The 25,627-nt window shown below is 69.6% G+C and carries 26 protein-coding genes; 12 read left to right on the forward strand and 14 right to left on the reverse strand.

Features of this window, described 5'->3' with window-relative positions; translation table 11 throughout:
• Positions 1 to 9: 9 nt before the first annotated feature.
• Positions 10 to 834 carry an enoyl-CoA hydratase gene (locus tag ASF53_RS11095; RefSeq protein ID WP_056197886.1) on the forward strand — a complete coding sequence of 275 codons (825 nt, stop codon included), beginning with the start codon at positions 10 to 12 and terminating at the stop codon, positions 832 to 834.
• Between the two features lie 26 nt (positions 835 to 860).
• Here ASF53_RS11095 and ASF53_RS11100 read toward each other — a convergent pair whose 3' ends face one another.
• Positions 861 to 1,538 (reverse strand): GntR family transcriptional regulator, encoded by a 678-nt coding sequence (locus ASF53_RS11100; RefSeq protein WP_056197888.1) that lies wholly within the window; start codon positions 1,536 to 1,538, stop codon positions 861 to 863.
• Positions 1,539 to 1,804: 266 nt separating this feature from the next.
• Here ASF53_RS11100 and ASF53_RS11105 point away from each other — a divergent pair, with 266 nt between their 5' ends.
• A complete protein-coding gene (locus ASF53_RS11105; protein WP_056197890.1) occupies positions 1,805 to 2,851 on the forward strand; it encodes a threonine aldolase family protein in 1,047 nt (348 codons plus the stop codon).
• A gap of 224 nt (positions 2,852 to 3,075) precedes the next feature.
• On the opposite strand, the gene ASF53_RS11110 is transcribed toward ASF53_RS11105, so the two are convergent.
• From ASF53_RS11110 to ASF53_RS11130, 5 genes are all read right to left on the reverse strand, one after another.
• Entirely contained in the window at positions 3,076 to 3,621 is a 546-nt protein-coding gene (locus tag ASF53_RS11110; RefSeq protein WP_056197892.1) for a DUF4142 domain-containing protein, read from the reverse strand.
• Positions 3,622 to 3,705: 84 nt separating this feature from the next.
• Positions 3,706 to 4,833 (reverse strand): carboxylate-amine ligase, encoded by a 1,128-nt coding sequence (locus ASF53_RS11115; protein ID WP_056197894.1) that lies wholly within the window; start codon positions 4,831 to 4,833, stop codon positions 3,706 to 3,708.
• Positions 4,834 to 4,983: 150 nt separating this feature from the next.
• On the reverse strand, positions 4,984 to 5,355 hold the full coding sequence (locus ASF53_RS11120; RefSeq protein ID WP_056197896.1) for a hypothetical protein: 372 nt from the start codon (positions 5,353 to 5,355) through the stop codon (positions 4,984 to 4,986).
• Positions 5,352 to 7,007, reverse strand: coding sequence for a S10 family peptidase (locus tag ASF53_RS11125; protein WP_056197898.1), 1,656 nt, complete (start codon positions 7,005 to 7,007; stop codon positions 5,352 to 5,354). Before ASF53_RS11125 ends, ASF53_RS11120 begins: the two co-directional genes overlap by 4 nt.
• 59 nt (positions 7,008 to 7,066) lie before the next feature.
• Positions 7,067 to 7,519, reverse strand: coding sequence for a DNA polymerase III subunit chi (locus ASF53_RS11130; RefSeq protein WP_056197901.1), 453 nt, complete (start codon positions 7,517 to 7,519; stop codon positions 7,067 to 7,069).
• A gap of 646 nt (positions 7,520 to 8,165) precedes the next feature.
• Here ASF53_RS11130 and ASF53_RS11140 point away from each other — a divergent pair.
• Entirely contained in the window at positions 8,166 to 8,447 is a 282-nt protein-coding gene (locus ASF53_RS11140; protein WP_056197905.1) for a hypothetical protein, read from the forward strand.
• Between the two features lie 61 nt (positions 8,448 to 8,508).
• Here the strand turns inward: ASF53_RS11140 and ASF53_RS11145 are convergent, their stop codons facing one another.
• From ASF53_RS11145 to secG, 5 genes are all read right to left on the reverse strand, one after another.
• A complete protein-coding gene (locus ASF53_RS11145; RefSeq protein ID WP_056197907.1) occupies positions 8,509 to 9,672 on the reverse strand; it encodes a glutathionylspermidine synthase family protein in 1,164 nt (387 codons plus the stop codon).
• Entirely contained in the window at positions 9,672 to 10,316 is a 645-nt protein-coding gene (locus ASF53_RS11150) for a DUF1190 domain-containing protein (RefSeq protein ID WP_056197909.1), read from the reverse strand. The genes ASF53_RS11145 and ASF53_RS11150 overlap by 1 nt, the downstream gene beginning before the upstream one ends.
• A 4-nt stretch (positions 10,317 to 10,320) precedes the next feature.
• The gene (locus ASF53_RS11155; protein WP_056197910.1) at positions 10,321 to 10,719 is read right to left on the reverse strand and encodes a DUF350 domain-containing protein; all 399 of its coding nucleotides are present in this window, start codon (positions 10,717 to 10,719) and stop codon (positions 10,321 to 10,323) included.
• A 17-nt stretch (positions 10,720 to 10,736) separates the two neighbouring features.
• Entirely contained in the window at positions 10,737 to 12,365 is a 1,629-nt protein-coding gene (pyrG, locus tag ASF53_RS11160) for a CTP synthase (protein ID WP_056197913.1), read from the reverse strand.
• Positions 12,366 to 12,550: 185 nt separating this feature from the next.
• A complete protein-coding gene (gene secG, locus ASF53_RS11165; RefSeq protein WP_056197914.1) occupies positions 12,551 to 13,033 on the reverse strand; it encodes a preprotein translocase subunit SecG in 483 nt (160 codons plus the stop codon).
• A gap of 289 nt (positions 13,034 to 13,322) precedes the next feature.
• Here secG and ASF53_RS11170 point away from each other — a divergent pair, with 289 nt between their 5' ends.
• On the forward strand, positions 13,323 to 13,604 hold the full coding sequence (locus tag ASF53_RS11170) for a hypothetical protein (protein WP_015824704.1): 282 nt from the start codon (positions 13,323 to 13,325) through the stop codon (positions 13,602 to 13,604).
• A 20-nt stretch (positions 13,605 to 13,624) separates the two neighbouring features.
• A complete protein-coding gene (locus ASF53_RS11175; RefSeq protein ID WP_056197917.1) occupies positions 13,625 to 14,098 on the forward strand; it encodes an isochorismatase family protein in 474 nt (157 codons plus the stop codon).
• 20 nt (positions 14,099 to 14,118) lie between these two features.
• Here ASF53_RS11175 and ASF53_RS11180 read toward each other — a convergent pair whose 3' ends face one another.
• Both ASF53_RS11180 and tpiA read right to left on the reverse strand, forming a co-directional pair.
• Positions 14,119 to 14,601: a Tsi3 family protein gene (locus ASF53_RS11180; RefSeq protein ID WP_286134332.1), complete on the reverse strand. Its 483-nt coding sequence runs from the start codon at positions 14,599 to 14,601 to the stop codon at positions 14,119 to 14,121.
• On the reverse strand, positions 14,598 to 15,362 hold the full coding sequence (gene tpiA, locus ASF53_RS11185; RefSeq protein WP_056197919.1) for a triose-phosphate isomerase: 765 nt from the start codon (positions 15,360 to 15,362) through the stop codon (positions 14,598 to 14,600). Before tpiA ends, ASF53_RS11180 begins: the two co-directional genes overlap by 4 nt.
• 221 nt (positions 15,363 to 15,583) lie before the next feature.
• Between tpiA and ASF53_RS11190 the strand changes: the two genes are divergently transcribed.
• Together ASF53_RS11190 and trpE are read left to right on the forward strand one after the other, a co-directional pair.
• The gene (locus ASF53_RS11190; protein ID WP_056197921.1) at positions 15,584 to 17,488 is read left to right on the forward strand and encodes a SurA N-terminal domain-containing protein; all 1,905 of its coding nucleotides are present in this window, start codon (positions 15,584 to 15,586) and stop codon (positions 17,486 to 17,488) included.
• Between the two features lie 7 nt (positions 17,489 to 17,495).
• Complete coding sequence (trpE, locus tag ASF53_RS11195) at positions 17,496 to 19,016, forward strand: anthranilate synthase component I (RefSeq protein WP_056197922.1); 1,521 nt, start codon at positions 17,496 to 17,498, stop codon at positions 19,014 to 19,016.
• Positions 19,017 to 19,077: 61 nt separating this feature from the next.
• Here the strand turns inward: trpE and ASF53_RS11200 are convergent, their stop codons facing one another.
• Entirely contained in the window at positions 19,078 to 20,769 is a 1,692-nt protein-coding gene (locus tag ASF53_RS11200; RefSeq protein ID WP_056197925.1) for a methyl-accepting chemotaxis protein, read from the reverse strand.
• A gap of 278 nt (positions 20,770 to 21,047) precedes the next feature.
• On the opposite strand from ASF53_RS11200, the gene ASF53_RS11205 reads away from it, so the two are divergent.
• From ASF53_RS11205 to ASF53_RS11225, 5 genes are all read left to right on the forward strand, one after another.
• Complete coding sequence (locus ASF53_RS11205) at positions 21,048 to 21,650, forward strand: anthranilate synthase component II (RefSeq protein ID WP_056197926.1); 603 nt, start codon at positions 21,048 to 21,050, stop codon at positions 21,648 to 21,650.
• Positions 21,651 to 21,850: 200 nt separating this feature from the next.
• On the forward strand, positions 21,851 to 22,864 hold the full coding sequence (gene trpD / locus ASF53_RS11210; RefSeq protein ID WP_056198447.1) for an anthranilate phosphoribosyltransferase: 1,014 nt from the start codon (positions 21,851 to 21,853) through the stop codon (positions 22,862 to 22,864).
• A 134-nt stretch (positions 22,865 to 22,998) separates the two neighbouring features.
• Complete coding sequence (gene trpC, locus ASF53_RS11215) at positions 22,999 to 23,850, forward strand: indole-3-glycerol phosphate synthase TrpC (RefSeq protein WP_056197929.1); 852 nt, start codon at positions 22,999 to 23,001, stop codon at positions 23,848 to 23,850.
• Positions 23,847 to 24,332: a cyclic pyranopterin monophosphate synthase MoaC gene (gene moaC / locus ASF53_RS11220; RefSeq protein ID WP_056197931.1), complete on the forward strand. Its 486-nt coding sequence runs from the start codon at positions 23,847 to 23,849 to the stop codon at positions 24,330 to 24,332. The genes trpC and moaC overlap by 4 nt, the downstream gene beginning before the upstream one ends.
• Entirely contained in the window at positions 24,329 to 25,555 is a 1,227-nt protein-coding gene (locus tag ASF53_RS11225; RefSeq protein WP_056198451.1) for a molybdopterin molybdotransferase MoeA, read from the forward strand. Before moaC ends, ASF53_RS11225 begins: the two co-directional genes overlap by 4 nt.
• The last annotated feature ends 72 nt before the right edge of the window (positions 25,556 to 25,627 follow it).

The raw sequence follows: 25,627 nt of genomic DNA on the forward strand, positions 1-25,627 counted from the left end.
AACCGCTCCATGAACGCTGACGCCGAGACCGCCGCGATCGACGAACTGCTCTTCGCGGTGGACGCGGCGGGCATCGCCCGCATCACCCTCAACCGGCCGAAGGCGCGCAATGCGCTGACCTTCGCGATGTATCGCGGGCTGGTGGAGCTGTGCGAGCGGATCGAGGCGGATCGCGCGATCAAGGCGGTGATCATCACCGGCGCCGGGGACAAGGCGTTCGCGGCGGGCACCGACATCGCCCAGTTCCGCAGCTTCAACAAGCCCGAGGACGCGATCGGCTACGAGCGCTTCATGGACCGGGTGCTCGGCGGCTTGGAGCGCCTGCGGGTGCCGACCATCGCGGCGATCGCCGGAGCCTGCACCGGCGGCGGCGCGGCGATCGCGGCGGCCTGCGACCTACGCATCGCCAGCCGCGACGCCCGCTTCGGCATCCCCATCGCCCGCACGCTCGGCAATTGCCTCTCGCAGAACACCCTGCGGAGGCTGGCGAACCTCATCGGCGCGCCGCGCGTGAAGGACATCCTGTTCACCGCTCGGCTCGTCGAGGCACCGGAGGCTCTGGCGATCGGCCTCGTCAACGAGGTGGTCGAGGATGCCGCGGCCGTCGCGGCCCGTGCCGATGCGCTGGCCAGCCAGCTTGCGAGCCACGCGCCCCTCACTCTTCAGGCCACCAAGGAAGGCCTGCGCCGCATCGGCGAGGAGGGCATGGCCGAGGCCGCCGAGGGCGAGCGGCCCGGCGACGACCTGATCGTGATGACCTACATGAGCGACGATTTCCGGGAGGGCATGGAGGCCTTCCTGGGCAAGCGCCCGCCGAACTTCAAAGGCCGCTGAACCGGCATCCGTTTCGTCGCGGCGCCTCAGTTCCCCTCTTCGCCGTAGATCGCCGCGATTACCGGCTTCTTGGAGCGGATATGCCGGCGCATCAGCCCGGCGAGTTCTTCGCCGTTGCGGGCGCGGAGCAGCGGAATCATCTGCTCATGCTCCTCGACCGCCTGAGCCCATTGCGCCTCGGTCTGGTGGGCACTGTAGCGGGAGCGTTGAATCCGCCCGGTGAGCCCCAGATACAGGCTGCGCAACTTGGTGTTGCGGCTCACCAGCATGATCGCTTCGTGGATCTCGCGGTTCAGGCGAAAGTAGCTCGCCTCGTCGCGCGCCTGCCACGCCGCCACCATCGCCAGATGCTTCGCCTCGATCTCCGCCAGTTCCTCGTCGGTGATCGTCCGGCAGGCGAGGTCGCAGGCGGTCGCCTCCAGCCCGGCGATGACCTCGATCATCTCTTCCAACTCGTCGGGCGAGATGCTCGCGACCCGCGCGCCGCGATTGGGCAGCAGTTCCAGAAGTCCTTCGGTCGCCAGGATCTTGATCGCCTCGCGCAACGGCGTACGCGAGATGCCGAAACGCTCGGTCAACTCGCTCTCATTGACGCGCGCACGCGGCTCGAGTTCGCCGTCGTTGATCAATTCACGCATCCGGTCCGCCACCTCGTCATGAAGGTAGCGACGGCTGATCCCGATACTGGGCTCAATTCTATTCATCGAGCTCTCAAAGAATTTTAAATGCGAAACTACGCGTCGCAATTTCTAGACTTGCGGCTACCGCCTGTCGAGATACGTGGCCGTTCCCAGCTTCGTGAGCCACACCGAAAGTTCCGGGCGGAAAGTCTCGGGTTGCGAAAGGCGGCCCTCGCGATGGCACGCGGGACGGCTTGCAGCGAATTGAATTTTTCATGCATTCAGAGGCGCCGCCGGAGCCCCTTGCGTCGGAGCCCGAGCGGACGGGGCCCGCAAGGAAGGGATGCGCCATGATCGACCTGTTCAGCGACACCCAGACGCGTCCGACGCCGGGCATGCGCGAGGCCATGGCGCGGGCCGAGGTCGGCGACGAGCAGTCGAATTCCGATCCGACCACCAATGCCCTGTGCGAGCGCGTGGCGGAAATGCTCGGTCAGGAGGCGGCGGTGTTCATGCCGTCGGGCACGATGTGCAACCTCGCCTCGATCCTGGTGCATTGCCGGCCCGGCGACGAGATCATCGTCGATGACCAGTCCCACATCTACAACACCGAGGCCGCGGGCGCCGCCGCGATCGGCGGCGTCTCGGTGAAGGCGCTGCCGACGCGGGTCGGGCTGTTCACCCTGGCCCAGGTCGAGGCGGCGATCCGGGTTCCGCAGCGCACGGCGCCGCGCTCACGGCTGGTCTCGATCGAGCAGACGACGAGCTTTTCCGGCGGGACGGTCTGGGACATCGGCGAGATGCGCCGGATCCGCGACTACGCCCAGGCGCGCGGGTTGAAGGCGCATATCGACGGGGCGCGCCTGCTCAACGCGGTTGTGGCCACCGGTCTCTCGGCGGCGGAGTATGCAGCCGGCTTCGACAGCGTCTGGATCGATCTCAGCAAGGGCCTCGGTTGCCCGGTCGGGGCGGTCCTGTGCGGCACGCGGGATTTCATCGAGCAGGCGTGGCAGTGGAAGTACCGGCTCGGCGGCGCGATGCGCCAATCGGGCGTGCTGGCGGCGGCGGGGCTCTACGCCCTCGATCACCACATGACGCAGCTCGCCGAGGACAACGCCAACGCCGACCGGCTGCACCGGGCCATCGCCGACGTGCCGGGCTTGGGCTTCGACCCGACGGCGGGGCAGTCGAACATCCTGTGCTTCACGGTGGATGCCTTGGGCATCACCGCCTCGACCTTCGCGAGTGCCTGTCTCGAAGACGGGGTGCGGGTGCGGGCGATCGGCGCGCACCAGATCCGCGCAACCGCCAATCTCGACGTGGATCGCGCGGGCATCGACCGGGCGGCGGAGGTGATCCGCGCGAAGGCCGCGGCGTTCGCGGCGATGGCCGAGTGACGGCGGGGCACCGAATGCCCCGTTTCCAACCAGACCCCTCACCCTGAGGTGCCGCGAATCGGCCTCGAAGGGTCTTCCCGTTTCCTCGTGGTGACTGGATGACCCTTCGAGGCCTCCGCTTCGCTCCGGCACCTCAGGGTGAGGCCGTGGTCGGGATAGCCCGTTTCGAAGATGCCCGCGGCTGGGCGGCGCTCACCGAAGAACGCCGCCCGAACGGCGAAAAACTATTTCTTGTTGTCGAGGTCCTGAGCCATCTTCAGGTGCTCATCGAGATGCGGCTTCGTCTTGATGGCGAAGGCCTTGAGCGCCGCGTTGTCGCCGCCCTCGGCGTAGCGCTTATAAAGGTCGGTGGCGTTCTTGTGCGCCGTGACCTGATCGTCGTGATACTGCTTGGTGAAGTCCTCGCCGCTCAGGCTCTTGAGCTTGTCGAGCTTGCTCTGGTGGCTCGAATCCAGGGCGGTCGGAAGGTTGAGCTTCATGTCGCCGGTCTGGACGACGGATTTCAGCTCATCCGAGGTCTTCTTGTGGTCCTCGATCATTTTCTTGGCGAAGGCTTTGGTCTTCTCGTCCGCCTTCTCGAGGGCGAGCTTGCTCGTCTGATCCTCGAACATGTCGCTGATCACGGCTTGCGTGACGAAGTCCTGGGCCGTCGGGGCGACGCCGATCAGCGAGTTCACGCCGGTCTTCTCGCCGACCGATTGCGCATGGGCCGGCATCCCCGCCGCGCCCAGCAGGAGCAGGCAGGCGGCGGCGGTGAGTGTCGTTCTCATGGGTATCTCCTCGGGCAGTAATCGTACCTGTCGGAGCAACCGGAGCGGGCGTGCGATGTTCCTGGCGGGGCCGGAGGCGCGCCGTCATGTCTCGCAGTTCGCGGTCTCGCGGGCGAGCCAGTCGATGACGCAGGACAGCGCCTTGCGCTCGCTGCCGCCCGCGGCCAGCGACGCCTCGTAGGCCCGGATCTGCCCGTCGGCGCTGGAGCCGCATTCGGTGATGGTGAGGGCGTGGGCGACCTGGGCGTTGCAGCCCAGAGCCGCGGCATCCTCCGCCACGAGGTCGAGCAGGCGTTCGACGAGGCGGCGCACCGGCACCGCCTCCTCCGCCGCCTCATCGATCAGGGCGGCGTGAACGCCCTCGCGCTGCGCCCGCCACAGGTTCTCCATGACGAAGCCGCGCGAGGCGCCCGTGGGCCGCGCGTTCAGCTCCGGCCGGCGCACGCAGAGCCGCACGAGGCACCGGTAGAGCGCGGCGATGGCCAGCGTGTCCTTGAGCCGGGTGCAACTGTCGGCGACCCGCAATTCGAGGGTCGGGTAGCGGATCGACGGGCGGATGTGCCACCAGAAATAGGTCGCGTCCTCGACCGCACCCGCCCGCGTCATCACCCGCACGTAGCGCTCGAAATCGTCGGCCCCGTCGAACAGCTCCGGCAAGCCGGTGCGCGGCAGCTCGGCATAGGCCCGCAGGCGATAGCCGGCGAGCCCGGTGCGGTGCCGCTCGTAGAAGGGCGAGGAGGTGGAGAGCGCGAGCAGCACCGGCAGGAACGGCATCAGCCGGTTGATGAGGTCGATGCGCTGGTCCGGCTCGGGCACCTCGACATGGACATGTAGGCCGCTGACGATGGAGCGCCGCCCCACCATCTGCAGCGTCTCGATCATCTTGCGGTAGCGGACCTTGGCGGTCTCGCGCTGGTCGGTCCAGATCGCGGTCGGGTGGGTGCCGGCGGCGAAGACCTTCAGGCCGTGCTCGCGGCCGATGGCGCACAGGCCGGTGCGGAGCTTGGCCAGCGTCTCGTGGGTCTCATCGAAGCTCGCCGAGGGCTTGGAGCAGATCTCGGCCTGGCTCTCGAGCATCTCGCGCTCGACGCCCTCCAGGCGGCTGCGCGCCGCCTTGTGGAAGGCCGAGACCGATTCGCTGGGCGCCGCCCGGGTGCGGCTGCTGGCCAGGAACAGCTCTTCCTCGATCCCGAACCGGTACGCGTGTGCCATCGCTCGTCCCACCTTCCGGGCTCGACCCGGTCCGGAAGGAAGCAAGTGCGGGCCCAAACGGTTCAAGCGTTCAGGTGCCTCACAAAACGCTCGGGCACCGCCCCATTAGCCTTCGGGCTGACGGGGCGGCGGCCATTTTATGAGAGACACTTACCGGACAATACGATCGAGGCGGTTGTTGACGAAGAAGTACAGCTCCTTGGCGCCGGGCTCGGTGTAGAGCACCTGCACCTCGCGGCCGGAACGGCCCTCGCCGACCAGCACGTCGGTCGGCGGACGGCCCTTGAGCCGCACGAGGTCGCATTCGCCGATCCCGGTCTCGATGGCGGCGGCCGTGCCCGGCGCCGGGCCGGTGCAGGCGCCATTACCGTCGAGCACGGGGCCGAACGCGGCAGCCGGCGCCGTCGGGATGGCGGGCAGTACCGCGCTCGGTGGCGGGGGGGGCGGGATCGGCTCGCGGCGTTCCCCGGTGTTGCAACCCGCCAGCAACAGGACGGGCAGTAGTCCCAAAACAATCCTCAAGGCGTCGGTCTCTTCTCCGGCATGGTCGCGCCCGACGCGCTGCCACCCTTCGCGCTCCCGTCGGAGCGGGTCTCCAGCGCTCGGGCGAACAGGTCGGCGGCATCGTCGTGGAAGGCGTTGCGTGAATCCGGCCGCGTGTAGAACATGTGGCCGCCGGGATAAACCGAGAGCTTGAGGCGGTCCGGCGAGCCGTAGACCGGCATCTGATCCAGCAGCATCTTCGAGGTGAAGTAGGGCGTCACGAGATCAGTGAAGCCGTGGGCGACGAGCACCCGCATCCGCCCGTCAAGAGCCAGCGCGTCCTTCAGGGCGCCCATGGCTTCCGGGGCCGAGCGGCCCGAGCCCCAGGTCCAGCCGCGGTTGACCGCGCCGTTGAGCAATTCGTAGCGCATGTTCTCGACGCGCCAGTTCAAACGGCCCTGATAGAGCTGCACCATGGCGGTGGTGAGCGGCGCCTGCAGCGCATCGAGCACCGGATCCTCGAAGCCCGATTGCGGGGCGGTCGGGTCCGGGTCCCAGCCGGTCACGCCGGTGTCGTAGGCCGAGGCGACGCGGCCGGCGTCGCGCCCGATCTCGCGCTGGTAGCTATGGGCGGTGAGCCGCCCGGCCTGACGCCGGACGGTCTCCGGATCGAGGCCGGTCAAGGCGGAGACCTTCTCGGCGAGCCGCGCCACCGCCTCGCGGTCGGACGGGCCTTTCAGGAGATCGGTGAGATAGGCGCCGGACGCGTAGGCTTCGGCCTCCTTCATGAGTTCGCGGCTCGGCGTCGTGCCCGCGCGCTCCAGCGCCGCGGCGGCAAACGAGGGGAGTTTGGTGACAAACCCCCACGGCGTGGTGCGGGGCGGCTGCAGCCACGCGAAGTCGAGCACGGGGGAGAGCAGCACGAGGCCCGAGAGGCCGACGCCGACATCCTGCTGCAGCTTCTGCGCGATCAGCGGCCCCCGGAAGCCGCCATAGCTTTCGCCGACGAAGAACTTCGGCGAGGCGAGGCGGTCGTTCTGGCGCAGATAGCGGGCGATGGCCGCGGCGAGCACCGAGGCATCCGCATCGACGCTCCAGTACTTCTTGCCATCGCCATCCGCCGCACGGCTGTAGCCGGTGCCGACGGGATCGATGAAGACGAGATCGGTGAAGTCGAGCCAGGTCGCCGGGTTTGGCTGAAGCGCGATCGTCTGCGACGGGCTGATCGAGGCGCCGTCGGTCGGCAGGCGCCAGGGGCCGATCGCGCCGATATTGAGGTAGGCCGAGGCCGCGCCCGGCCCGCCATTGACGCCGAAGGTGATCGGCCGAGCGGCGGCCTCCTCCGGCTTGCCCGCCTTGGTATAGGCGATGAAGGCGATCTCGGATTGAAGCTTGCCCTCCTCGTCCACCAAAGCGAGGCTTCCGGCCGTGGCGGTGAAGGCGAGCGCCCGGCCGTTCGGACCGTCGATGCTGTGCTCGGTGGTCGCGTCCGGCGGCAGGCGGCGGCCTTCGGGCGCCTTGCGCGGCTGGCCCTGCCCCGCTCCCTTCCCCCGCGTTGGGCCGGGCCCGTCGCCCTGGGCCGGGCCGTGCTGGGCCAGCACCGGCATCGGCCCCAATCCCACGGCGAGGAAGAGGAATCCGGCAAGGCAGAGCCGGGCCGTTCCGGCACGGAGGGAGAAGGCTTGCGTCATCGGTCTCTCGCGATCCTTAGGCCGTTGGTCGCACCCCGCCATCGGACGGTGCGCGGGTCTCACGCCTTCTTGGTCCAGCGCCCGCCCTCGTCCTGCTGCCAGTAGGCGATGGCGTGGCCGGCAGCCTTGGCGCCGCGCCATTGCTCACGGGCATGGAGCAGCGCGTCGGTGTCGGTGCCGTCGAACAGGATGCAGATCCGCTGGTAGCTCTCCGCATCCTCCGGCAGTTCCGCGCCCTCGACGAGGAAGCGGATCGAGGCGCCGTTGGGGTTGGTCTCGCGCAGGGTCAGCACCACGGGCTGCGTTGCCGCGTCCGTGTCACGGTCGGTGCCGTGGGGCAGGAAGCTCTCGTCGGTATAGGTCCAGAGGCCGTCGTCGAGCGCCTGAAGGCGCTCCTCGCTCACCGCCTGGATGGCCGCCTGCCAGCCGCGCTCCAGCGACTTCTCGACGAGGCTGGGCAGCACCTTTTCGAGGGGCTGGCGCTGGAGGTGGTAGAACAGGATCTCGGTCACGGCATCAAACCATATAGGATCCGGCGACGCTTCGGCAGGGCGGACGCAGCGTCGCGGCCTCGATCGCCCGGGCGGCGTATCGGTTCTGAACAATGCTTTCCGCGGACGGGTTCGCCCCTGACAAACGATATCAGGGAAGGAAACAGCCATGCCGCGTAAAACGACGTCCAGGACGATTTCGTTTGCGGTCGCACTGATCCTCGCTCTTCCGGGGGCCGCCCTTGCCCAAGGCGGCGGTGGCGGCGGAAGCACCGAGACCAACACGAGGAGTGCGCCCGGCAGCAGCATGCAACGCTCGGGCGGCGCCACGACCGACGGGTCGTCCGGGACGATCGCTCCCGGCGGTCCGGGGAATGCCATGCGCGGCCCGGCTGGAGCCGGGGCCGGCAACGCACCGGGCGGCACCATGGGCGGCGGCGCGGGCAGTGCCGGCGGCGGCAACAGCGCCGCGGGCCGCTGAGCGACGCGCAGACGACGACGAGAGGAGCGGGAGCCGAATAGAAGGGTTCGCGCGCCTTCAGGCAGGGCGGACGCAGCGTCGCCGCTGTTCCGCCCGGATCCGGTTGGGAGACGACGGATCGGTTCTGAACCATGCCCCGAGCGGTGCGTTCGCGTTCCACGACCGATATCAGGGAAGGAACGAGCCATGCCGACCAAAATCCTCGCTCTGGCCGCCGCGCTGACCCTCGCCGTGTCCGGGGCGGCTTTCGCCCAGTCGAGCACCGGCAAGGGCGGCACCGGGGGCACCACGGACAGTGCCAGCCCCGTGCGGAACAACACCGGCAACAGCATGCGGCCGACGAACGGCAGTCCCGCGGGCGCAACCACCGGCTCGACCGGCACCATGGCCCCCGGCAACGCGCCGGGCGGCACCATGGGTGGCGGCGCGGGCAGCGCCGGCGGCGGCAACAGCGCCGCGGGCCGCTAACGCGAGCCGGAGCGCAAGTGAAGGGGCCGGAGCCGATCCGGCCCCTTTTCCGTGTCCGGTCTCAGCCCGGTTCGATCAGGTGCGGCACGAACAGCGCGCCGTCCCCGGTGATCGGGCCATCGGATTCGCGGATGCAGAGACCGGCCGGCGCATCCCCGACGATCCAGGCGCCGAGGAGCGGGCGGCGGCCGTCGAAGCACGGCAGTGCGGCCAGACCCTGCCGGATGAAGCCGTCCGCTCCGTAGGGCCCATCCGCCCCGGCGATGCGGGCCCCTTCGGAGAAGATTTCGACATTGGCGCCCTCCCGCGAGAGCAGCGGCTTGCGGACATAGGCGCCGCCCAGGCTCGCACAGGCGGGATCGCCCTCGAAGAAGGCCGGCAGCAGGTTCGGATGGCCGGGCTCGCGCGCCCAGAGATGGGCGAGCAGGCCCTTGTTGGAGAGCACCATCTTCCAGGGCGGCTCGAGGAAGCGCGTCGGCGCGGCCGCGACCGCCGAACCGAACGCGTCCTGGAACGCCCATTCCCAAGGGTAGAGCTTGAACAGGGCAGCGAAGGGCCGCTCGTCCGGCCCGCAAAAGGCGCCGTCCGCCCGCAGGCCGATCTGAGCGAGGTCGAGCAGGATGGTTTCGCAGCCGGCCTGGACCGCGCAATCCTGAAGGTAGCCAGCGGTGCCGAGGTCTTCGGGCCCGCTCGTATCGGCGGCGAAGGCGAACAGACCGGGCGGCGCGATCTCGGCGAGCCGCGCAATCAGCCGCTCGTGGAGCGCGTTGAACTGGTCGCTGCCTGCGGGCAGGCGCCCGTCCTTCAGCCCCTGTTCGAGCCAGAGCCACTGGAACACGGCAGTCTCGTAGAGGGCGGTCGGCGTGTCGGCGTTGTATTCGAGGAGCTTGGCCGGCCCCGTCCCGCCATAGGAGAAATCGAGGCGTCCGTAGAGGCTCGGATCGCGTCGGCGCCAGCTTGCCCGCACCGTGTCCCAGACCGGTTCGGGGATGGCGAGCGAGGCGAGGATGCGCTCATCCGTCACTGCCTGGGCCGCGAAGTCGAGGCAGAGCGCGTGCAACTCGCCGCTCGGTCCCTCGATGTCGTCCTCGATCTCGGCGAGCGTGAAGGCGTAGGCGTGGCTCTCGTCCCAATAGGGTTCGCCGTCGATGGTGTGGAAGGCAAAGCCCGCGTCCCGCGCGATGGACCGCCAGCCGGGCCGCTCTCCGCAAGCGATGCGGCGCATCAGCTTCCGCCGAAGGAGGAGAAGCCGCGCCCGCTATTGCCGAAGCCGCCGAACTTCGTCGCCTGCGCAGACCCGGATTTGAGGGTGCCCGAAGACGCGTGGGCTCCCGAACCCGTGGTGATGCGTCCGCCCGATCCCGTGCAATAGGCGCCGTGATGGCCGTTCTCGCCGCTGCTGTGGTCGTAGACCGGCTCGGGCGTCACGCCGTCGGCGGCCGTCCGCCCGAGCAGGTAGCCGGCCATGCGCGGAACGAAGCGCATCGGGTCGGGCAGATCCACCGTTCCGTCGGTCTCGCAATGGTTGCTGCCGTGATGCTGCTCGCAACGCGGCAGCGACTCGTAATGCGGGGCCGAGGACGGATAGGCGGCGCGGGCGACGTTATAGGCGCTCAGGCAATCGTCGGCGGTTCGGATCGCATCGGCGGCACAGGCGGTCACGTCCGGGTAGACCAGCACGTCCCGGCCCGGAACCGTCCGGTCGAGGCTGCCGAGGCTCAGCGCGGCGAGGCCCGCGCCGGCCACCAGCACCGTCGAAACCGTCTGCGAGCGCTTGGTTGCCGCGCGGTCGGGAGGGGTGACGGCCGGCTTGGATCGGCCCGTCGGGCGGTGGCCGAAGCCTCGCGCTGTCTCGCGCTCGTCCGCCACGGCCTCAGTAGCTCATGCAGGCGGCGTTCACGAGGCCACCCGCCAGGGAGGCGGCCCCCAGCAGCAGGGCGGGCGCGGTCTCGCCCTCGTCGATCCGCCGCGACAGGTTCGGCAGCAGCGGTCGCATCAGCCAGTAGATCGCCACCTGCACTACGAGGGCGACGAGCCCCCAGACGATGCAGTCGAGGAGCGAGCCGGCGTAGCGCACCGCCGCCGAGAGCGGGATCGAGTAGCCGAGCAGGCTGCCACCGAGGGCCAGGGACGCGGCGAGGTTGCCCTCGCGCACCAGTGCGATCTCCCGATGCGCCGTCGCGGTGAGGTAGGTCACGAGGTAGAGGGCGGTGAGCCCGAGGGAGACGGCGAAGTAGGCAAGAAAGGCCGGAAGGCCCGAGATCGTCGTCAACCGTGCTTCCCCTTACGTCACACCAGCCGGCTCTGTTCGATCGCGGCGGCGATGAACCCTTTGAACAGCGGATGCGGCTCGAAGGGACGCGACTTCAGCTCCGGGTGGAATTGCACGCCGATGAACCACGGGTGGCCCTCGTGCTCAACCGTCTCGGGCAGGAGCCCGTCCGGCGACGTGCCGGAGAAGCGCAGGCCCTTGGCCTCCAGGCACGCGCGATAGGCCATGTTGACCTCGTAGCGGTGCCTGTGGCGCTCGGAGATCTCGGTGCCGCCGTACATCTGCGCGATCTTGGTGTCCGCGCCGAGCGTCGCCTTGTAGGCGCCGAGCCGCATGGTGCCGCCGAGATCGCTCTCTGCTGCGCGCCGCTCCAGCTCGTTGCCGCGCATCCACTCGGTGAGGAGGCCGACCACGGGCTCTTCGGTGGTGCCGAACTCGGTGGAGTTGGCCCCCTCGATCCCGGCCAGTGAACGCGCCGCCTCGATCACCGCCATCTGCATGCCGAAGCAGATGCCGAAATAGGGGATGTTGCGCTCGCGGGCGTAGCGGGCCGCGCGGATCTTGCCCTCGGCGCCGCGCTGGCCGAAGCCGCCGGGCACCAGGATGCCGTGCAGCCCTTCGAGGAACGGGGCCGGATCCTCGCGCTCGAACACCTCCGCCTCGATCCATTCGAGGTTGACGCGCACGTTGTTGGCGATGCCGCCATGGGTCAGCGCCTCGGTGAGCGACTTGTAGGCGTCCTTCAGCCCCGTATACTTGCCGACGATGGCGATGGTGACCTCGCCCTCGGGGTTGCGCACCCGCTCGAGGATGTCCTGCCAGAGGTCGAGCTTCGGCTCGGTCTCGGGCTCCATCTGGAAATGCGCCAGGATCTCCCGGTCGAGGCCCGCCTCGCGGTAGGAGAGCGGCACGGCGTAGATCGTGTCGACGTCGCGCGCCTCGATGACCGCGCTTTCCCGTACGTTGCAGAACAGGCCGAGCTTCCGCCGCTCGTCCTGCGGGATCGGCCGGTCGCAGCGGCAGAGCAGGATGTCGGGCTGGATGCCGATGGAGCGCAGCTCCTTCACGGAGTGCTGCGTCGGCTTGGTCTTCAACTCGCCAGCCGACGGGATGTAGGGCAGCAGCGTGAGGTGCAGGTAGCAGACGCTGCCGCGCGGGCGCTCCTGGCCGATCTGGCGGATCGCCTCGAAGAAGGGCAGTCCCTCGATGTCGCCGACCGTGCCGCCGATCTCGACCAGCACGAAGTCGTAATCGTCGTTGCCGTCGAGCACGAACGCCTTGATGGCGTTGGTGACGTGCGGGATCACCTGGATCGTGGCGCCGAGATAATCGCCGCGCCGCTCCTTGGTGATGATGTCGAGGTAGATCCGCCCCGTGGTCACGTTGTCGGCGCGCGAGGCCGGCAGGCCGGTGAAGCGCTCGTAATGGCCCAGATCGAGGTCGGTCTCCGCGCCGTCGTCGGTGACGAACACCTCGCCGTGCTGCGTCGGGCTCATCGTGCCCGGATCGACGTTGAGATAGGGGTCGAGCTTGCGCAGGCGCACGCGGTATCCGCGCGCTTGGAGCAGAGCCGCGAGGGCGGCGGAGGCGAGGCCCTTGCCCAGGGAGGAAACCACGCCGCCGGTGATGAAAACGTACCGCGTCATGGGCTCCGGTCCATAAAGAGGCTCAAGCGATTCGCCAAACCGCAACGGTTGCCGCACCCCGCCGGCCACGCGGGAGGCGGCACGGGGCCATGCCCCTCATGCCGTTGAGGAATTCGTCTTTCCCATCCCAGCGGCCGATGCACCGGCCGCAAGGCTCTTATCCGTCAATGATGCGGCTCGGCCGCTCAGCGCGATTGCGGCGCGTCCGGCGTCGCCGGTGCGACCGGCGGCGTGCTCGGAGCAGCAGGAGCAGGAGCAGGAGCCGGGGTCGCCGGCTGGGCCGGTGCGTCGGTCGGCACAGAGGCCGGCTGGCCGCCCTGGTTCGGGCTGCCGCTGCGCAGGGTGTCGAGCAGGTTGTCGGCGTTCACCGGCTTCTGGGTCTGCTGCGTCTGGCCCTGCGGCGTCCCGGCCTCGTCGAGGATCGAGCGGGGCGCGGCGCTGCGGTGGGCCATGATCGCCAGGGCGATGCTGGTGGTGAAGAACAGGGCGGCCAGGATCGCGGTCGCGCGGGTCAGCGCGTTCGCCTGGCCACGGCCGGTCATGAAGCCGGAGACGCCGCCGCCCCCGCCACCGCCGAGCCCGAGCCCGCCCTCCGAGCGCTGCAGCAGCACCACGGCGATGAGCGCCAGCACGATGATGAGGTGGACGACGATAAGGACGGTCTGCATAGCGATTCCGGTGCCCGCTCGCGCGGACGCTGTCGGTGTGCCGGACTAAAGGTCGCGCGCAAAAGCAGCGCGCCCGCGTATCCGCTGCACGAAGTGGGGGCTCCTACACCGTTTGCCCATCCGCGCCAACCGGCCTTCAAGCAAGCGGGCGGGACAAACGCCTCGCGCGCGGCCCGCACGAAGGAGGAGCCGCGCATCGGGAAACGCTCCTCGCCTGCATGGAGACGGTGCCTGGGAAAATCGCCGCAGGAGCATGGTCATCGGGCCACGGCCCGTGCGAGGAGTCGGAATGAGCGATTTTCAGCACGAAGCCGGGCGGTTCGCCGCCTTCATCGACCGCGCCGACCGCGAGGAGATGGAGGCTGTCCAGGGCGACCTTCTGCGGATCGCCCTGGAGCGGCCCGACCCGGCCGGGCGGGCGCAGGCGATGGATGCGCTGCAGGCCGCGCTCTCCGACCGGATCCGGCCGGATGCGATGAGCCCGCTGCAGCAGGCCTTCTATGTCGCGGTGCTCTCGATGATCGAGCGCACCAAGGAGGCGGTGGCGAAGGCGCCGGCCCGGGCGGACTGACCGCGGACCCGACGCATTCCGTGCCGCGGGACCGGCAGGCCCTGCTCGTTGTCGATGTTCAGGCCAGCTTTCGCGTGCCGGACACGATCGTCGCCGGCATCACCGCGCTGAGCCGGAGGCTGCACACGGTCGCGACCGTCGAGCGGCACGACGAGGCGGTGACACCGTTCAGGGCGCAACTCGGCTGGGCGCCGCCGGTGGACGAAGAGCCGCTGGTCCCGGCCGACCGGGTTTTCGTCAAGCACGGTTACCTGCCGCCGCCCGCGCTGATCGACCATTTCAGGGCGCTCGAGATCGAGCGCGTCCTCGTCTGCGGCGTGCAGACGGAGACCTGCTGCCTCGCCGCCGGCTTCATGCTGTTCGATGCCGGGCTGCGCCCGACCCTGCTGCCCTGGCTCAGCGTCGGGTCATCCCTCGATCGCTCCGGTTCGCTCGGGACTGAACTCTGGCGGCACCACTTCGGCAGCGTTCTGAGCGGTCCCGACGCGATGTAGCCTACTGGCAAGTCATTAGCTCAGCGGGCGTCGGTGCAGCGCGCGGTCGCGAGAGCCGACCAGGCTGGTTCAAAATCCGGCTCGGCCCCATCGTCTCGCTGCACCGATGCTTCGAGACGGACGACACCGCCCGCATGCGGTGTCTCGGCAATGAGCGTCGTCTCCTCGCCCCCCGATCCCACGGTCTCGCGTGTCGTCCGGTAGCGGGCGATCGTCGCACCGAGGGGCCGGTGCGCTGTCAGGTCGGCGTCTCCACCCCGTCCGGGCGTCAGCCTGATCGCGAACACGTTGCGCCGGCCCTCCTGCCCGATCGGGTGCAGGACGATGCTCTCGCCGTGGGGCCGGGCCGACAAACCCTTGGGGATATCGAGGGCCAGCCGGCATCCGCCCGGCGCGGTGATGGCCGCGCCCTGTGACGCCGTGGCCATCAGGAGAGCGAGGATCGTTCCGGCCGCCACGGGTCCAAGGAGGCTGGCGGCGCGGCGCTGCCGGGAAACGCTCACCCCTCGTAAGCGCGGCAGATCCCCAAAAAGTCCTCCGCCACGAGGCTGGCGCCGCCGACCAGCGCGCCGTCGACATTCTCCACCGCCATCAATTCGCGGGCATTCGAGGGCTTCACCGAGCCGCCGTAGAGGATGCGGATCTTGTGCGCCTCCTCGCCGACGAGCTTGTCGAGCATCTCGCGCAAGGAGGCGTGGACCTCGGCGATCTCCGTCGCCGTCGGCGTGCGGCCCGAGCCGATCGCCCAGACCGGCTCGTAGGCGATCACGGTGTCGGCGCCGGTCGCGCCCTTCGGCAGGCCGATGGCGAGCTGCGCGCGCACGATGTCGAGCGCCCGGCCCTGCTGGCGCTCCTCCATCGTCTCGCCGACGCAGATGATGCCGCGCAGGCCGGCGCGGCGGGCGCCCAGCGCCTTGGCGTGGACGCCGTCATCGGTCTCGTAATGGTAGGCGCGCCGCTCGGAATGGCCGACGATGACGTAGGTCGCGCCGAGATCGGCAAACATCTCCGCCGAGATCGAGCCGGTGAAGGCGCCGTTTGGCCGCGCATGCAGGTTCTGGCCGCCGATGGCGACCACGGAGCCGTAGACCGCCGCCACGCAGGAGGAGATCAGCGTCGCGGGCGGGCAGATCAGCACGTCGATCTTGTCCGCGAGCGCCGGCGAGAGCCCGTCACGGATCGCCTCGACGGTCGGGACCGAGGAGAGCAGACCGTTCATCTTCCAGTTGCCGGCAACCAGCGGACGGCGTCCCTCGCTTGCCATGGCGTCCCGGTTCTCCGTGTCTGGTGGAAGGCTGCAACGTCGTGGGCGCACCTAGCAGAGCAAGCTTAGGGGCGCAAACCACCCTTCGGGCGATTCCCGCTGACAATCCGCCTGCAATCGACATGCCCTTTGCGCCGCCGCCCCGATCGTCTATCGCGGGGCTCGAATTTGTTCCCCGCCCGCGCGGGCGGGGACCGTCAAGATTTAGGTCCGGGCGTCCGATGCTCCAGTCCATTCGCAGTGCCAGCCAGCATTGGCTCGGCAAGGTCGTGCTGTCGGTGATCTTCACCTTCCTGATCGCGGGCGTCGCGATCTTCGGTGTGGAGGAGTTCTTCCGCGGCGGGTCGACCACGGCGGTCGCCACCGTCGGCAAGACGCCGATCACGGCCGAGGAGGTTCGCAGCGCCTACCAGAACCAGCTCCAGCGCTATCAGGCCCAGCTCAAGCGGACGCTGACGCCGGACCAGGCGCGGGCGATGGGCCTGGAGCGCCAGGTGCTGGCGCAGCTCATCACCGAGGCGGCGCTCGACCAGAAGACCACGGATCTCGGCCTTGCCGTCTCCGACGCGACGGTGCTGCGGGCGATCCAGGACGAGCCGAGCTTCAAGAACGCCAATGGCAGCTTCGACCGGGCGCTGTTCTTCCAGACGCTCCAGCGGGCGGGCCTGAACGAGGCGATGTTCGTGCGCGAGCAGCGCTCGGTCATCGCCCGCCTGCAACTAGCCGACGCGATCGTCGCCGAGATGCCGGTGCCTCAGGCGATCCGCGAGGCGGTGCACCGCTACAGCACCGAGCGCCGCGACGCCGCCGTGCTGACGCTGGCGCCCTCCGCCGCTGGCGAGATCCCCGCCCCGACCGACGACGAGCTGAACGCCTATTACGAGAACAACAAGGCCTCGTTCCGCGCCCCCGAATACCGCAGCCTTAACCTGCTGGTGCTCGACCCCGCCGCTCTCGCCAAACCGGAGGAGGTCTCCGACGAGGAGGCGCGCAAGGTCTACGACGCCAATCCCGGCCGTTTCGGCAAGCCGGAGCGGCGCACGATCCAGCAGATCAGCTTCCCCGACGAGGCGGCTGCATCGGAGGCGCGGGCCAAGATCGAGAGCGGCGCGACGCCGTTCGAGACGGTGGCCGCCGACCGTGACCTCGACCCGAAGCAGCTCGATCTCGGCACGATGACGAAGGCCGAGCTGTTCGATCCGGCGGTGGGCAACGCCGCCTTCGCCCTGGAGCAGGGCAAGGTGAGCGAGCCGGTAAAGGGCCGCTTCGGCACCGTGCTCCTGCGCGTCACGGCCATCGAGCCCGGCACGGTCAAGCCGTTCGACGCGGTCAAGGACGAGATCCGCAAGGAGATCGCGCTGAAGCGCGTGCGCGACGGCGGCTTCGACAAGGCGCAGGACGCCATCGAGGATGCCCGCGCCTCCGCCAAGCCGCTGGCTGAGATCGCCAAGGACCAGGGCCTGACGCTGCTGAGCATCCCGGCGGTCGATGCCCAGGGCAACGACCCTTCCGGCCAGCCGGTCGCCGGCATTCCGGACAAGGAGACCACCCTGCCGGCCGCCTTCCGCGCGGATGTCGGCAACGACACCGAAGTGCTGCGCACGAAGGCCGGCGGCGCGATCTGGTACGATGTCGTCAAGATCGATCCCTCGCACGACAAGCCGCTGGCGGAAGTCCGCGACGCGGTGGTGAAGGGCTGGACCGAAGCCGAGGTCGCCAAGCGCCTCGTCGCCAAGTCGAAGGAGCTGACCGAGCGCCTCGACAAGGGCGAGGCCATCGAGGCCGTGGCGCAGGAGGCGGGCGTGCCGCTGAAGGCGTTCAGCGAGATCGGCCGCAACCAAGCGAAGGACGACCTCTCCACCGAGATCGTCGAGCGCATCTTCACCACCCCGGTCGGCAAGGCGGCCTCGGCGCCCGCCGGCGACGGACGCGCGGTGTTCAAGGTCACCGCCGCCACGATGCCGGCCTTCGTGCCGGGCACGCCGAGCGACGGCCAACTCGTGACCTCGCTGCGCACGGCGATCGCCGACGACGTGCTCGGCGAGTTCATCGCCGAGGTGCAGAAGAGCGCCGGCGTCACCGTGAACCAGACCGCCCTGCGGCGCGCGCTCGGCGGCGAGTACTGAGGCCCCCATGACCGAGCCTGCGCACGAGGCCGTAGCGCGTGCCTACGAGGCGGGACGGGCGAGCCTGCTCGGCCTGACCCTCGTGGCCGATCTGGAAACGCCGGTCGCCGCCTTCCTCAAGCTGAAGGCGGTCCATGCCGGACCTGGCTTCCTGCTCGAATCGGTCGAGGGCGGCGCGGTGCGCGGGCGCTACTCCATGATCGGGCTCGACCCCGACCTGATCTGGCGCTGCCGCGACGGACGCCCCGAGATCGCCCGCGACGCCGACCTCACGGATTTCGTGGCCGACGAGCGGGCGCCGCTCGCCTCGCTGCGTGCCCTCATCGCCGAGAGCGCGGTCGGGGATGACGCCGAGAGCGCCGCGCTGCCGCCGATGGCGGCCGGTCTGTTCGGCTATCTCGGCTACGACATGGTCCGCGCCATGGAGCGGCTGCCGGAGCCGAACCCCGATCCGCTCGGCGTGCCGGACGCGATCCTGATGCGCCCGCGGGTGATGGTGGTGTTCGACGCGGTGGCCGACGCGCTCACCGTCGTCACCCCCGTGCGCCCGACAGATGGCGTGAGCGTGCGCGCCGCGCTGGAAGCCGCGCAGGGCCGTCTCGACCGGGTCGCGGAGGCCCTCGAAGGCCCGTTGCCGGTCGAGGCGCGCCTCGACGTCGCGAGCCTGCCCCTGCCCTCCCCGGTCTCGAACACCGAGCCGGACGCGTTCCTCGACATGGTGGCCAAGGCCAAGGAGTACATCGTCGCGGGCGACATCTTCCAAGTGGTGCTGTCGCAGCGCTTCGAGGCGCCCTTCACCCTGCCGGCCCTCGCCCTCTACCGCTCCTTGCGCCGCACCAACCCGGCGCCGTTCCTGTGCTACCTCGATTTCGAGGCGTTTCAGGTCGTCTGCTCCTCGCCCGAGATCCTCGTGCGGGTGCGCGAGGGCAAGGTGACGATCCGCCCGATCGCGGGCACGCGCCGCCGCGGCGCCACGCCCGCCGAGGACCGGGCGCTCGCCGACGAACTCCTGGCCGATCCGAAGGAGCGCTCCGAGCACCTGATGCTGCTCGACCTCGGCCGCAACGATGTCGGCCGCGTCTCGAAGATCGGCAGCGTCACCGTCACCGACTCGTTCTTCCTCGAATACTATTCGCAGGTGATGCACATCGTCTCGAACGTCGAGGGCGACCTCGACCCGAGCCACGACGCGCTCTCGGCGCTGGCCGCCGGCTTTCCCGCCGGCACCGTCTCGGGCGCGCCGAAGGTGCGGGCGATGGAGATCATCGACGAGTTGGAGCGCGAGAAGCGCGGGCCCTATGGCGGCTGCATCGGCTATTTCGGCGCGCGCGGCGAGATGGACACCTGCATCGTCCTGCGCACGGCCATCGTGAAGGACGGCCGCATGCACGTGCAGGCCGGCGCCGGCATCGTCTACGATTCCGATCCCGCCTCCGAGCAGCAGGAGTGCGTGAACAAGGCGCGTGCCCTGTTCCGCGCGGCGGAGGATGCGGTGCAGTTCGCGAGCCGGGCCAAGCGGGGGCAGTAGCGGCTTCGGGGAAGCGGGTTTGAGCCCCCGGCGCGTCTGCCGAGGGCCCGTGTCCATGGACTCAAGCGGTCTTCACGTCTGCGAGGAAGCTGGCGACGGTGCGACTGATCCCTTCGGCGCTGTCGGCGAGCTGGCGAGCCGCCCCGAGAACCTCCGTCGCCGCCGTGCCGGTCTCGCCTGCGCCCTTCTTCATGCCGGCAACGCCGCAGGTGACGTGCTCGGTGCCGTGGGCCGCCTCTTGAACGTTGCGGGCGATCTCGCGGGTTGCGGTTTCCTGCTCTTCCAGAGCCGCCGCGATGCTCGTCGAAACCTGTTCCAGGCTGGCGATCTGCCCGCCGATGCTGCGGATGGCGGCGACCGCCGCCTTGGTCGCTTCCTGGATCGATCCGATCTGAGCAGAGACCTCCTCGGTCGCCTGCCCGGTCCGCGCGGCGAGTTCCTTCACCTCCGTGGCGACCACCGCGAAGCCGCGGCCGGCTTGGCCGGCCCGAGCCGCCTCGATCGTCGCGTTGAGCGCCAGCAGGTTCGTCTGGCCTGCGATCCCTGAAATCATCGCCACCACCGCGCCGATGCGCTCGGCCGTGTTGCTCAGGGTTTGGATGGTCGCGTCGGTTTCCGCGACGCGATCGACGGCGGCCCCGATCAGGTGGATGGACTGTGCGACCTGCGCCGTGATCTCCGCGATCGAGGCGGACAATTCCTCCGTGGCGGCGGCCACGGTCTGGACGTTGGAGGCGGTCTGCGTCGCCGTCGAGGAGACCGCCATCGCCTGCGTGGACGTCTCGTCGGCGATCCCGCTCATCGAGCGGGCGGTCACCTCCATGTTCGCCGATGCTATGGTGAGGCCGGAGGTCATCCGGGTGGCGTCGGCTTCGAAGGTGCGGGTCGCCGCGTCGAGCCGCTCGGCGCGCATCATCTTCGCATGGGTCTCGCGGGCCTGCTCGGCCTCAAGCCGCTGCCGCGCCAGAGCGCTTTCCTTGAACACCGCGAGCGCCCGATTGAGCGCGCCGACTTCGTCGCGCCGTGCGACGTCGTCCACAGCTGTGTCGAGGTCGCCGGCCGCGAGGCGCTCGGTGGCCTGCACGGCTCGCCGTATCGGGCGTGCGATCCCGAGGAAGGTGATCAGCCCTGCCAGCGAGGCCAGCCCTCCGATACCGACGACGCCGGTGACGATGAGGCGTGTCATGGTGGCGTGTCCTGCCGCCGCCATCGTTTCGATGGCTTTCTCGGTGCTGGCCGCATTCACCGCCAGGTGGGACGACAGGCGCTCCTCCAGGCGCTGGCGCGCGGCACGTCCCTCGCCGTTGGCGATCGCGAACGCCCCCTTCTGATCACCCTGCAGCGCGCGCTCGACGCTTCGTTCAACCTGGGACAGATAGACGTCCAGCACGTGGCGGGTCTCTTCGTAGCGCTTTTGCAAAGCGCTCGTTTCAGCCACCGCGAGGATCGTGTCGATCTGCTTGAAGACCTTGGTTCGGCTTGTATCGAGGAGGGCCTTCGACTTCGTCATCTCGGCCGGATCGCTCTCGATGAGAATGTTCTTCTCATGAAGCGTCGCCTCCTTGATCAGGCGATCGAACTCGCTGACCGCGATACGGCGCTGGAGCGTGTAGTCCGTGAGGCGCGTCACCCGGTCCAGGATCCCGTCGATCCCGGACCCGGCGGTGAGCACGAGGCCGATGCTCAGGCAGATCAGGAGCCCGATCGGGATTGCGAGCTTCAGGGGCAACGCGAGATGGTTGATGTAGCGCATGACGACCGGACGCCCTGACGTGGAGCAAGCCCTAAAATAAACAAATGATGTGAAAAAAACGGTTAAGATGTGATGGATGAAGTGATGCCACCAGCACGAGCAAATTGGGGGCCACGCTCCGCCCACAGCGTGCACCCGATCCGCGGTGCGCTCGGCCGCGCCATCGCGGCCGGTCGTGCGGAACGGACGGCCGGCGGCGCGATGCGTCCCCGAGAGCCCGTTGACCCCGGCCGGATCAACGGTCACATCGACCGGGAAACTCCGCAGAACCGGCGGCCATGTCCAACGTCCTCGTCATCGACAACTACGATTCCTTCACGTGGAATCTCGTCCACCTGATCGGCCCGCTCTGCGAGCGGATCGACGTGGTGCGCAACGATCAGATCGACGTTGCCGGAATCCGCGCGCGGGCGCCGGACGCGCTCGTGCTCTCGCCGGGGCCGTGCACCCCGAACGAGGCCGGGATCTGCCTCGATGCGGTGCGGGAGCTGGGCTCCGAGATCCCGATCTTCGGCGTCTGCCTCGGGCTGCAGACCATCGGACAGGCCTATGGCGGCGACGTGGTGCGCGCGCCCTCCCCCATGCACGGCAAGGTCTCCACCATCCGCCACGAGGCCAAGGGCGTGTTTCGCGGCATCAACGAGGGTTTTTCCGCCACGCGCTACCACTCGCTGGTGGTGGACCGTGCGAGCTGCCCGCAGGATCTCGCCGTGACGGCGGAAGCCGACGGGCTCATCATGGGGCTTCAGCACCGGGCGTTGCCGGTTCACGGCGTGCAGTTCCACCCCGAGAGCATCCTCTCGAACCACGGCACGCAGATCCTGCGCAACTTCCTCGACATCGCCGCCGCTTGGCGGAAGGACGCCGCGCCCCGCGCGTGACAAGGCCGGCCGCGGCGTGCATTGACGGGGCACACCCTATTCCCTCCCCCCTCCGCGGGGGAGGGTGCCTCGCGGATGCGAGGCGGGAGAGGGGCTGGCTCCGAATTCTTCGGAAACGCCGCTCCCCTCACCCGACCCCCTCCGGGGGGCACCCTCTCCCGCAGAGGGGAGAGGGCTTCCAGCGGATGATCACGACCCCGATGGACGCCTTCAAGACTCATCTCGCGACCGTCGCCTCCGGCGCCCCGCTGAGCCGCGAGCAGGCCCGCGCCGCCTTCGATGACCTGCTCTCGGGCGAGGTCACGCCGATCCAGGCCGGCGCCTTCCTCACCGCCCTCTCGGTGCGCGGCGAGAGCGAGGACGAGATCGTCGGCGCGGTCTCGGCGATGCGCGCGCGGATGCTGCCGGTCGCGGCGCCCGAGGGCGCCATCGACATCGTCGGCACTGGCGGCGACCATTCGGGCAGCTACAACGTCTCGACCCTGGCCGCGATCCTCACGGCCGCCTGCGGCGTGCCGGTGGCCAAACACGGCAACCGCGCCGCAACCTCGCGCTCCGGCGCCGCCGACGTGCTGGCGGCCCTCGGCGTGAAGATCGGGCTCCCGCCCGAGGCCCTGGCACGCTGCCTCTCGGAAGCGGGGCTCTGCTTCATGTTTGCGCAGACGCATCACGGCGCCATGCGCCATGTCGCGCCGGTGCGCAGCGAACTGCCGTTCCGCACCATCTTCAACATGCTGGGACCGCTCTCGAACCCGGCCGGCGTGACGGCCCAGGTGTTCGGCGTCTCGCGGCCGGCCTGGGCCGAGCCGCTGACACGGGTGCTGGCCACACTCGGCAGCCGCCGGGTCTGGACCGTGCACGGCTCCGACGGGCTCGACGAGATCACCACCACCGGTCCCACCGCCGTGGTCGCGCTGGAAGACGGCGCGTTCTCGCGCTTTACCCTCGATCCGCGCGAGGTCGGCCTGCCGCTCGCGACCCTGGACGACCTGCGCGGGGGCGACCCCGAGCACAACGCCGCCGCTTTGGGCGCCGTGCTGGAGGGCGCCCGCAACGCCTATCGCGACATTGCCGTGCTCAACGCGGGCGCCGGCCTCGTGGTGGCGGGGGCCGCCGGCACGCTCGCCGAGGGTGTCGCGCGGGCGCAAGGCGCGATCGATTCCGGTACGGCGCGGGGCACGCTCGCGCGCCTCGTCGCCGTCTCCAATGCATGATAGACGGCTTTGAGCGGTTCTAGAGCATGGTCCCGGCGGCGCATCCGGGACGATGCTCGCAACGCACGTTTTCGCATCGTCTTGATCTGACAGCCGAAAGCCAACTTTCGGGACGATGCTCTGAGGACAAACCGATGGACGACATCGTGGCCGACGTGACCATCGGGCCCGCCACGCCGGAGCGGGCGAGCGTGCTGGCCCGGATCGAGGCCTATAAGCGCCGCGAGATCGCCGAGGCGAAGTTGCGGGTGCCCCTGGCCAAGCTGGAAAAGCAAGTCGCCAAGGCCGAGCCGCCGCGCGGCTTCGCTGACGCCATCGCCCGGCATATCGCGGAAGGCCGCCCGGCCCTGATCGCCGAGATCAAGAAGGCCTCGCCTTCGAAGGGGCTGATCCGCGCCGATTTCGACCCGAAAAAGCTCGCCAAGGCCTATGCCAAGGGCGGCGCCACCTGCCTCTCGGTGCTGACCGACACGCCCTCCTTCCAGGGCGCGCCGGACTTCCTGATCGAGGCGCGCGCAGCCTGCGACCTGCCGGTCCTCCGCAAGGATTTCATGTTCGAGCCGTATCAGGTCTACGAGGCCCGCGCCTGGGGGGCCGATTGCGTCCTCGTCATCATGGCCTGCCTCGATGACGCGGAGGCCGCCGCCATCACCGAGACCGCGCATGATCTCGGCATGGACGTGCTGGTCGAGGTCCACGACGCGCAGGAGCTGGAGCGCGCCCTGCCGCTCGGCACGCGTCTCCTCGGCGTCAACAACCGCAACCTCAAGACCTTCGAGGTCTCGTTCGAGACCGCGATCACCCTGAAGCCCGGCATCCCGGCCGACCGGATCGCCGTGGCCGAGAGCGGCATCGGCGGACATTCCGATGTGCTGCGGCTGAAGCAGCACGGGCTCGACACCATCCTCGTCGGCGAGAGCCTGATGCGGCAGGACGACGTGACCGCTGCCACCAAGGCTCTGCTGTTCGGGGATCAGGACCGGTGAGCGGCGCCACCCTCACCCATATCGACCGGACCGGCGCGGCCAACATGGTCGATGTCTCGGACAAGGCCGCGACCTCGCGCACGGCGGTGGCCGAGGGCGTGGTGGTGATGCTGCCCGAGACCCTGGCGCTGATCCGCGAGGGCGATGCCAAGAAGGGCGACGTCATCGGCACCGCCCGGCTCGCCGGCATCATGGCGGCCAAGCGCACGCATGAGCTGATCCCGCTCTGCCACCCGTTGCTGATCACCAAGGTCCGGCTCACCTGCGAGCCCGACGATTCCCTGCCCGGTCTTCGCCTCACCGCGGAGGTGAAGGTGCAGGGCCAGACCGGCGTCGAGATGGAGGCGCTGACCGCCGTCTCGGTCGCCTGCCTGACGGTCTACGACATGGTGAAGGCCGCCGATCGCGGCATGCGCATCGAGGGCATCCGTCTCCTCTCGAAGGAAGGCGGCAAGTCCGGCGCGTGGAACGCCGGCTCATGAGCCTGCTCCCGGTTGCCGAGGCTCTGGCAAAGATCCTCGCCGCCATCCCCGGCCCGGTCGCGGTGGAGGAAATCCCCATCGCGCAGGGCGCCGGCCGGACGCTCGCCGCCGACCTCACGGCCCGGCGCACCCAGCCGCCCTTCCCGGCCTCCGCCATGGACGGCTACGCCGTGCGCGCCGCCGACGTCGCGACCGTTCCGGCGCGCCTGCGCCTGATCGGCACCAGCGCCGCCGGCCACGGCTTCTCCGGAACGCTGCGGCCCGGCGAAGCGGTGCGTATCTTCACCGGCGCGCCCGTGCCCGAGGGCGCCGACGCGATCCTGATCCAGGAGAACGCCGAGTCTGAGGGCGAGAGCGTCACCGCCCGCGAGCCGGTGGCAACTGGCCGCTTCCTGCGCCGCGCCGGCCTCGATTTCCGCGAGGGCGAAACGCTGGTGCGGGCCGGTGAGACCCTCGACGCGCGCCGCCTCGCGCTCGCGGCCAGCGCCGGCCATGCCGTGCTGCCCGTTCGGCGCAAACCGCGGGTCGCCGTCCTCGCGACCGGCGACGAGCTGGTGCGGCCGGGCGAGCCGGCGGCCTGGGACCAGATCGTCGCCTCGAACGGCCTCGCGCTCGGCGCGCTGAGCCTGGAAGCGGGCGCGGAGGTCATCGATCTCGGCATCGCCACCGACGATCTCGGCGCCTTGCGCGAGGCGGTCGGCCGTGCGCGCGCGGCCGAAGCTGACCTGCTTGTTACGCTCGGCGGGGCCTCGGTCGGCGACCACGACCTCGTTCAGGCCGCCCTCGGGGCCGAGGGGCTGGAACTCGGCTTCTGGCGGGTGGCGCTCCGGCCCGGCAAGCCGCTGATGCACGGGCGGCTCGGGCCCATGGCGGTGATCGGCCTACCGGGCAATCCCGTCTCCTCGATCGTCTGCGGCCTGCTCTTCGTGGTGCCGGCGATCCGGGCGCTCCTCGGCGATGCGCGGGCGGGCGAGGACCGCAGCGAGCCGGCGACCCTCGGCCGCGACATGCCGGAGAACGATGCCCGCCAGGACTATCTGCGCGCCCGCCTCGATACGGCGCCGGACCGGCTGCCGATCGTCCACCCCGAGTCGCGCCAGGATTCCTCGATGCTCTCGGTGCTCGGCACCAGCGAGGCGCTGCTGATCCGTCCGCCGCATGCGAGCCCCGCCAAGGCGGGCGACCCGTGCCGGATCATCCGGCTCGATCGGCGGATCGTTTAAGCCGAGAGTGCTGTCCGTGCAGATTGCATCGTTCGGGCAAGGTTGTTCGCGTCTGCGCCATTGACGTAGGGT

Origin of the sequence: Methylobacterium sp. Leaf123, from assembly GCF_001423405.1 — a bacterium.
Taxonomy (GTDB): Bacteria; Pseudomonadota; Alphaproteobacteria; order Rhizobiales; family Beijerinckiaceae; genus Methylobacterium.

What these genes read in the sequence shown, in the direction of transcription:
- ASF53_RS11105 (WP_056197890.1), top strand. Translation starts at nt 1,805, where the DNA reads ATGATCGACCTGTTCAGCGACACCCAGACGCGTCCGACGCCGGGCATG.
- ASF53_RS11110 (WP_056197892.1), bottom strand. Translation starts at nt 3,621, where the DNA reads ATGAGAACGACACTCACCGCCGCCGCCTGCCTGCTCCTGCTGGGCGCG.
- ASF53_RS11100 (WP_056197888.1), bottom strand. Translation starts at nt 1,538, where the DNA reads ATGAATAGAATTGAGCCCAGTATCGGGATCAGCCGTCGCTACCTTCAT.
- ASF53_RS11095 (WP_056197886.1), top strand. Translation starts at nt 10, where the DNA reads ATGAACGCTGACGCCGAGACCGCCGCGATCGACGAACTGCTCTTCGCG.
- ASF53_RS11140 (WP_056197905.1), top strand. Translation starts at nt 8,166, where the DNA reads ATGCCGACCAAAATCCTCGCTCTGGCCGCCGCGCTGACCCTCGCCGTG.
- ASF53_RS11145 (WP_056197907.1), bottom strand. Translation starts at nt 9,672, where the DNA reads ATGCGCCGCATCGCTTGCGGAGAGCGGCCCGGCTGGCGGTCCATCGCG.
- ASF53_RS11115 (WP_056197894.1), bottom strand. Translation starts at nt 4,833, where the DNA reads ATGGCACACGCGTACCGGTTCGGGATCGAGGAAGAGCTGTTCCTGGCC.
- pyrG (WP_056197913.1), bottom strand. Translation starts at nt 12,365, where the DNA reads ATGACGCGGTACGTTTTCATCACCGGCGGCGTGGTTTCCTCCCTGGGC.
- ASF53_RS11170 (WP_015824704.1), top strand. Translation starts at nt 13,323, where the DNA reads ATGAGCGATTTTCAGCACGAAGCCGGGCGGTTCGCCGCCTTCATCGAC.
- tpiA (WP_056197919.1), bottom strand. Translation starts at nt 15,362, where the DNA reads ATGGCAAGCGAGGGACGCCGTCCGCTGGTTGCCGGCAACTGGAAGATG.
- secG (WP_056197914.1), bottom strand. Translation starts at nt 13,033, where the DNA reads ATGCAGACCGTCCTTATCGTCGTCCACCTCATCATCGTGCTGGCGCTC.
- ASF53_RS11125 (WP_056197898.1), bottom strand. Translation starts at nt 7,007, where the DNA reads ATGACGCAAGCCTTCTCCCTCCGTGCCGGAACGGCCCGGCTCTGCCTT.
- trpE (WP_056197922.1), top strand. Translation starts at nt 17,496, where the DNA reads ATGACCGAGCCTGCGCACGAGGCCGTAGCGCGTGCCTACGAGGCGGGA.
- trpD (WP_056198447.1), top strand. Translation starts at nt 21,851, where the DNA reads ATGGACGCCTTCAAGACTCATCTCGCGACCGTCGCCTCCGGCGCCCCG.
- ASF53_RS11225 (WP_056198451.1), top strand. Translation starts at nt 24,329, where the DNA reads ATGAGCCTGCTCCCGGTTGCCGAGGCTCTGGCAAAGATCCTCGCCGCC.
- ASF53_RS11200 (WP_056197925.1), bottom strand. Translation starts at nt 20,769, where the DNA reads ATGCGCTACATCAACCATCTCGCGTTGCCCCTGAAGCTCGCAATCCCG.
- trpC (WP_056197929.1), top strand. Translation starts at nt 22,999, where the DNA reads ATGGACGACATCGTGGCCGACGTGACCATCGGGCCCGCCACGCCGGAG.
- ASF53_RS11190 (WP_056197921.1), top strand. Translation starts at nt 15,584, where the DNA reads ATGCTCCAGTCCATTCGCAGTGCCAGCCAGCATTGGCTCGGCAAGGTC.
- ASF53_RS11205 (WP_056197926.1), top strand. Translation starts at nt 21,048, where the DNA reads ATGTCCAACGTCCTCGTCATCGACAACTACGATTCCTTCACGTGGAAT.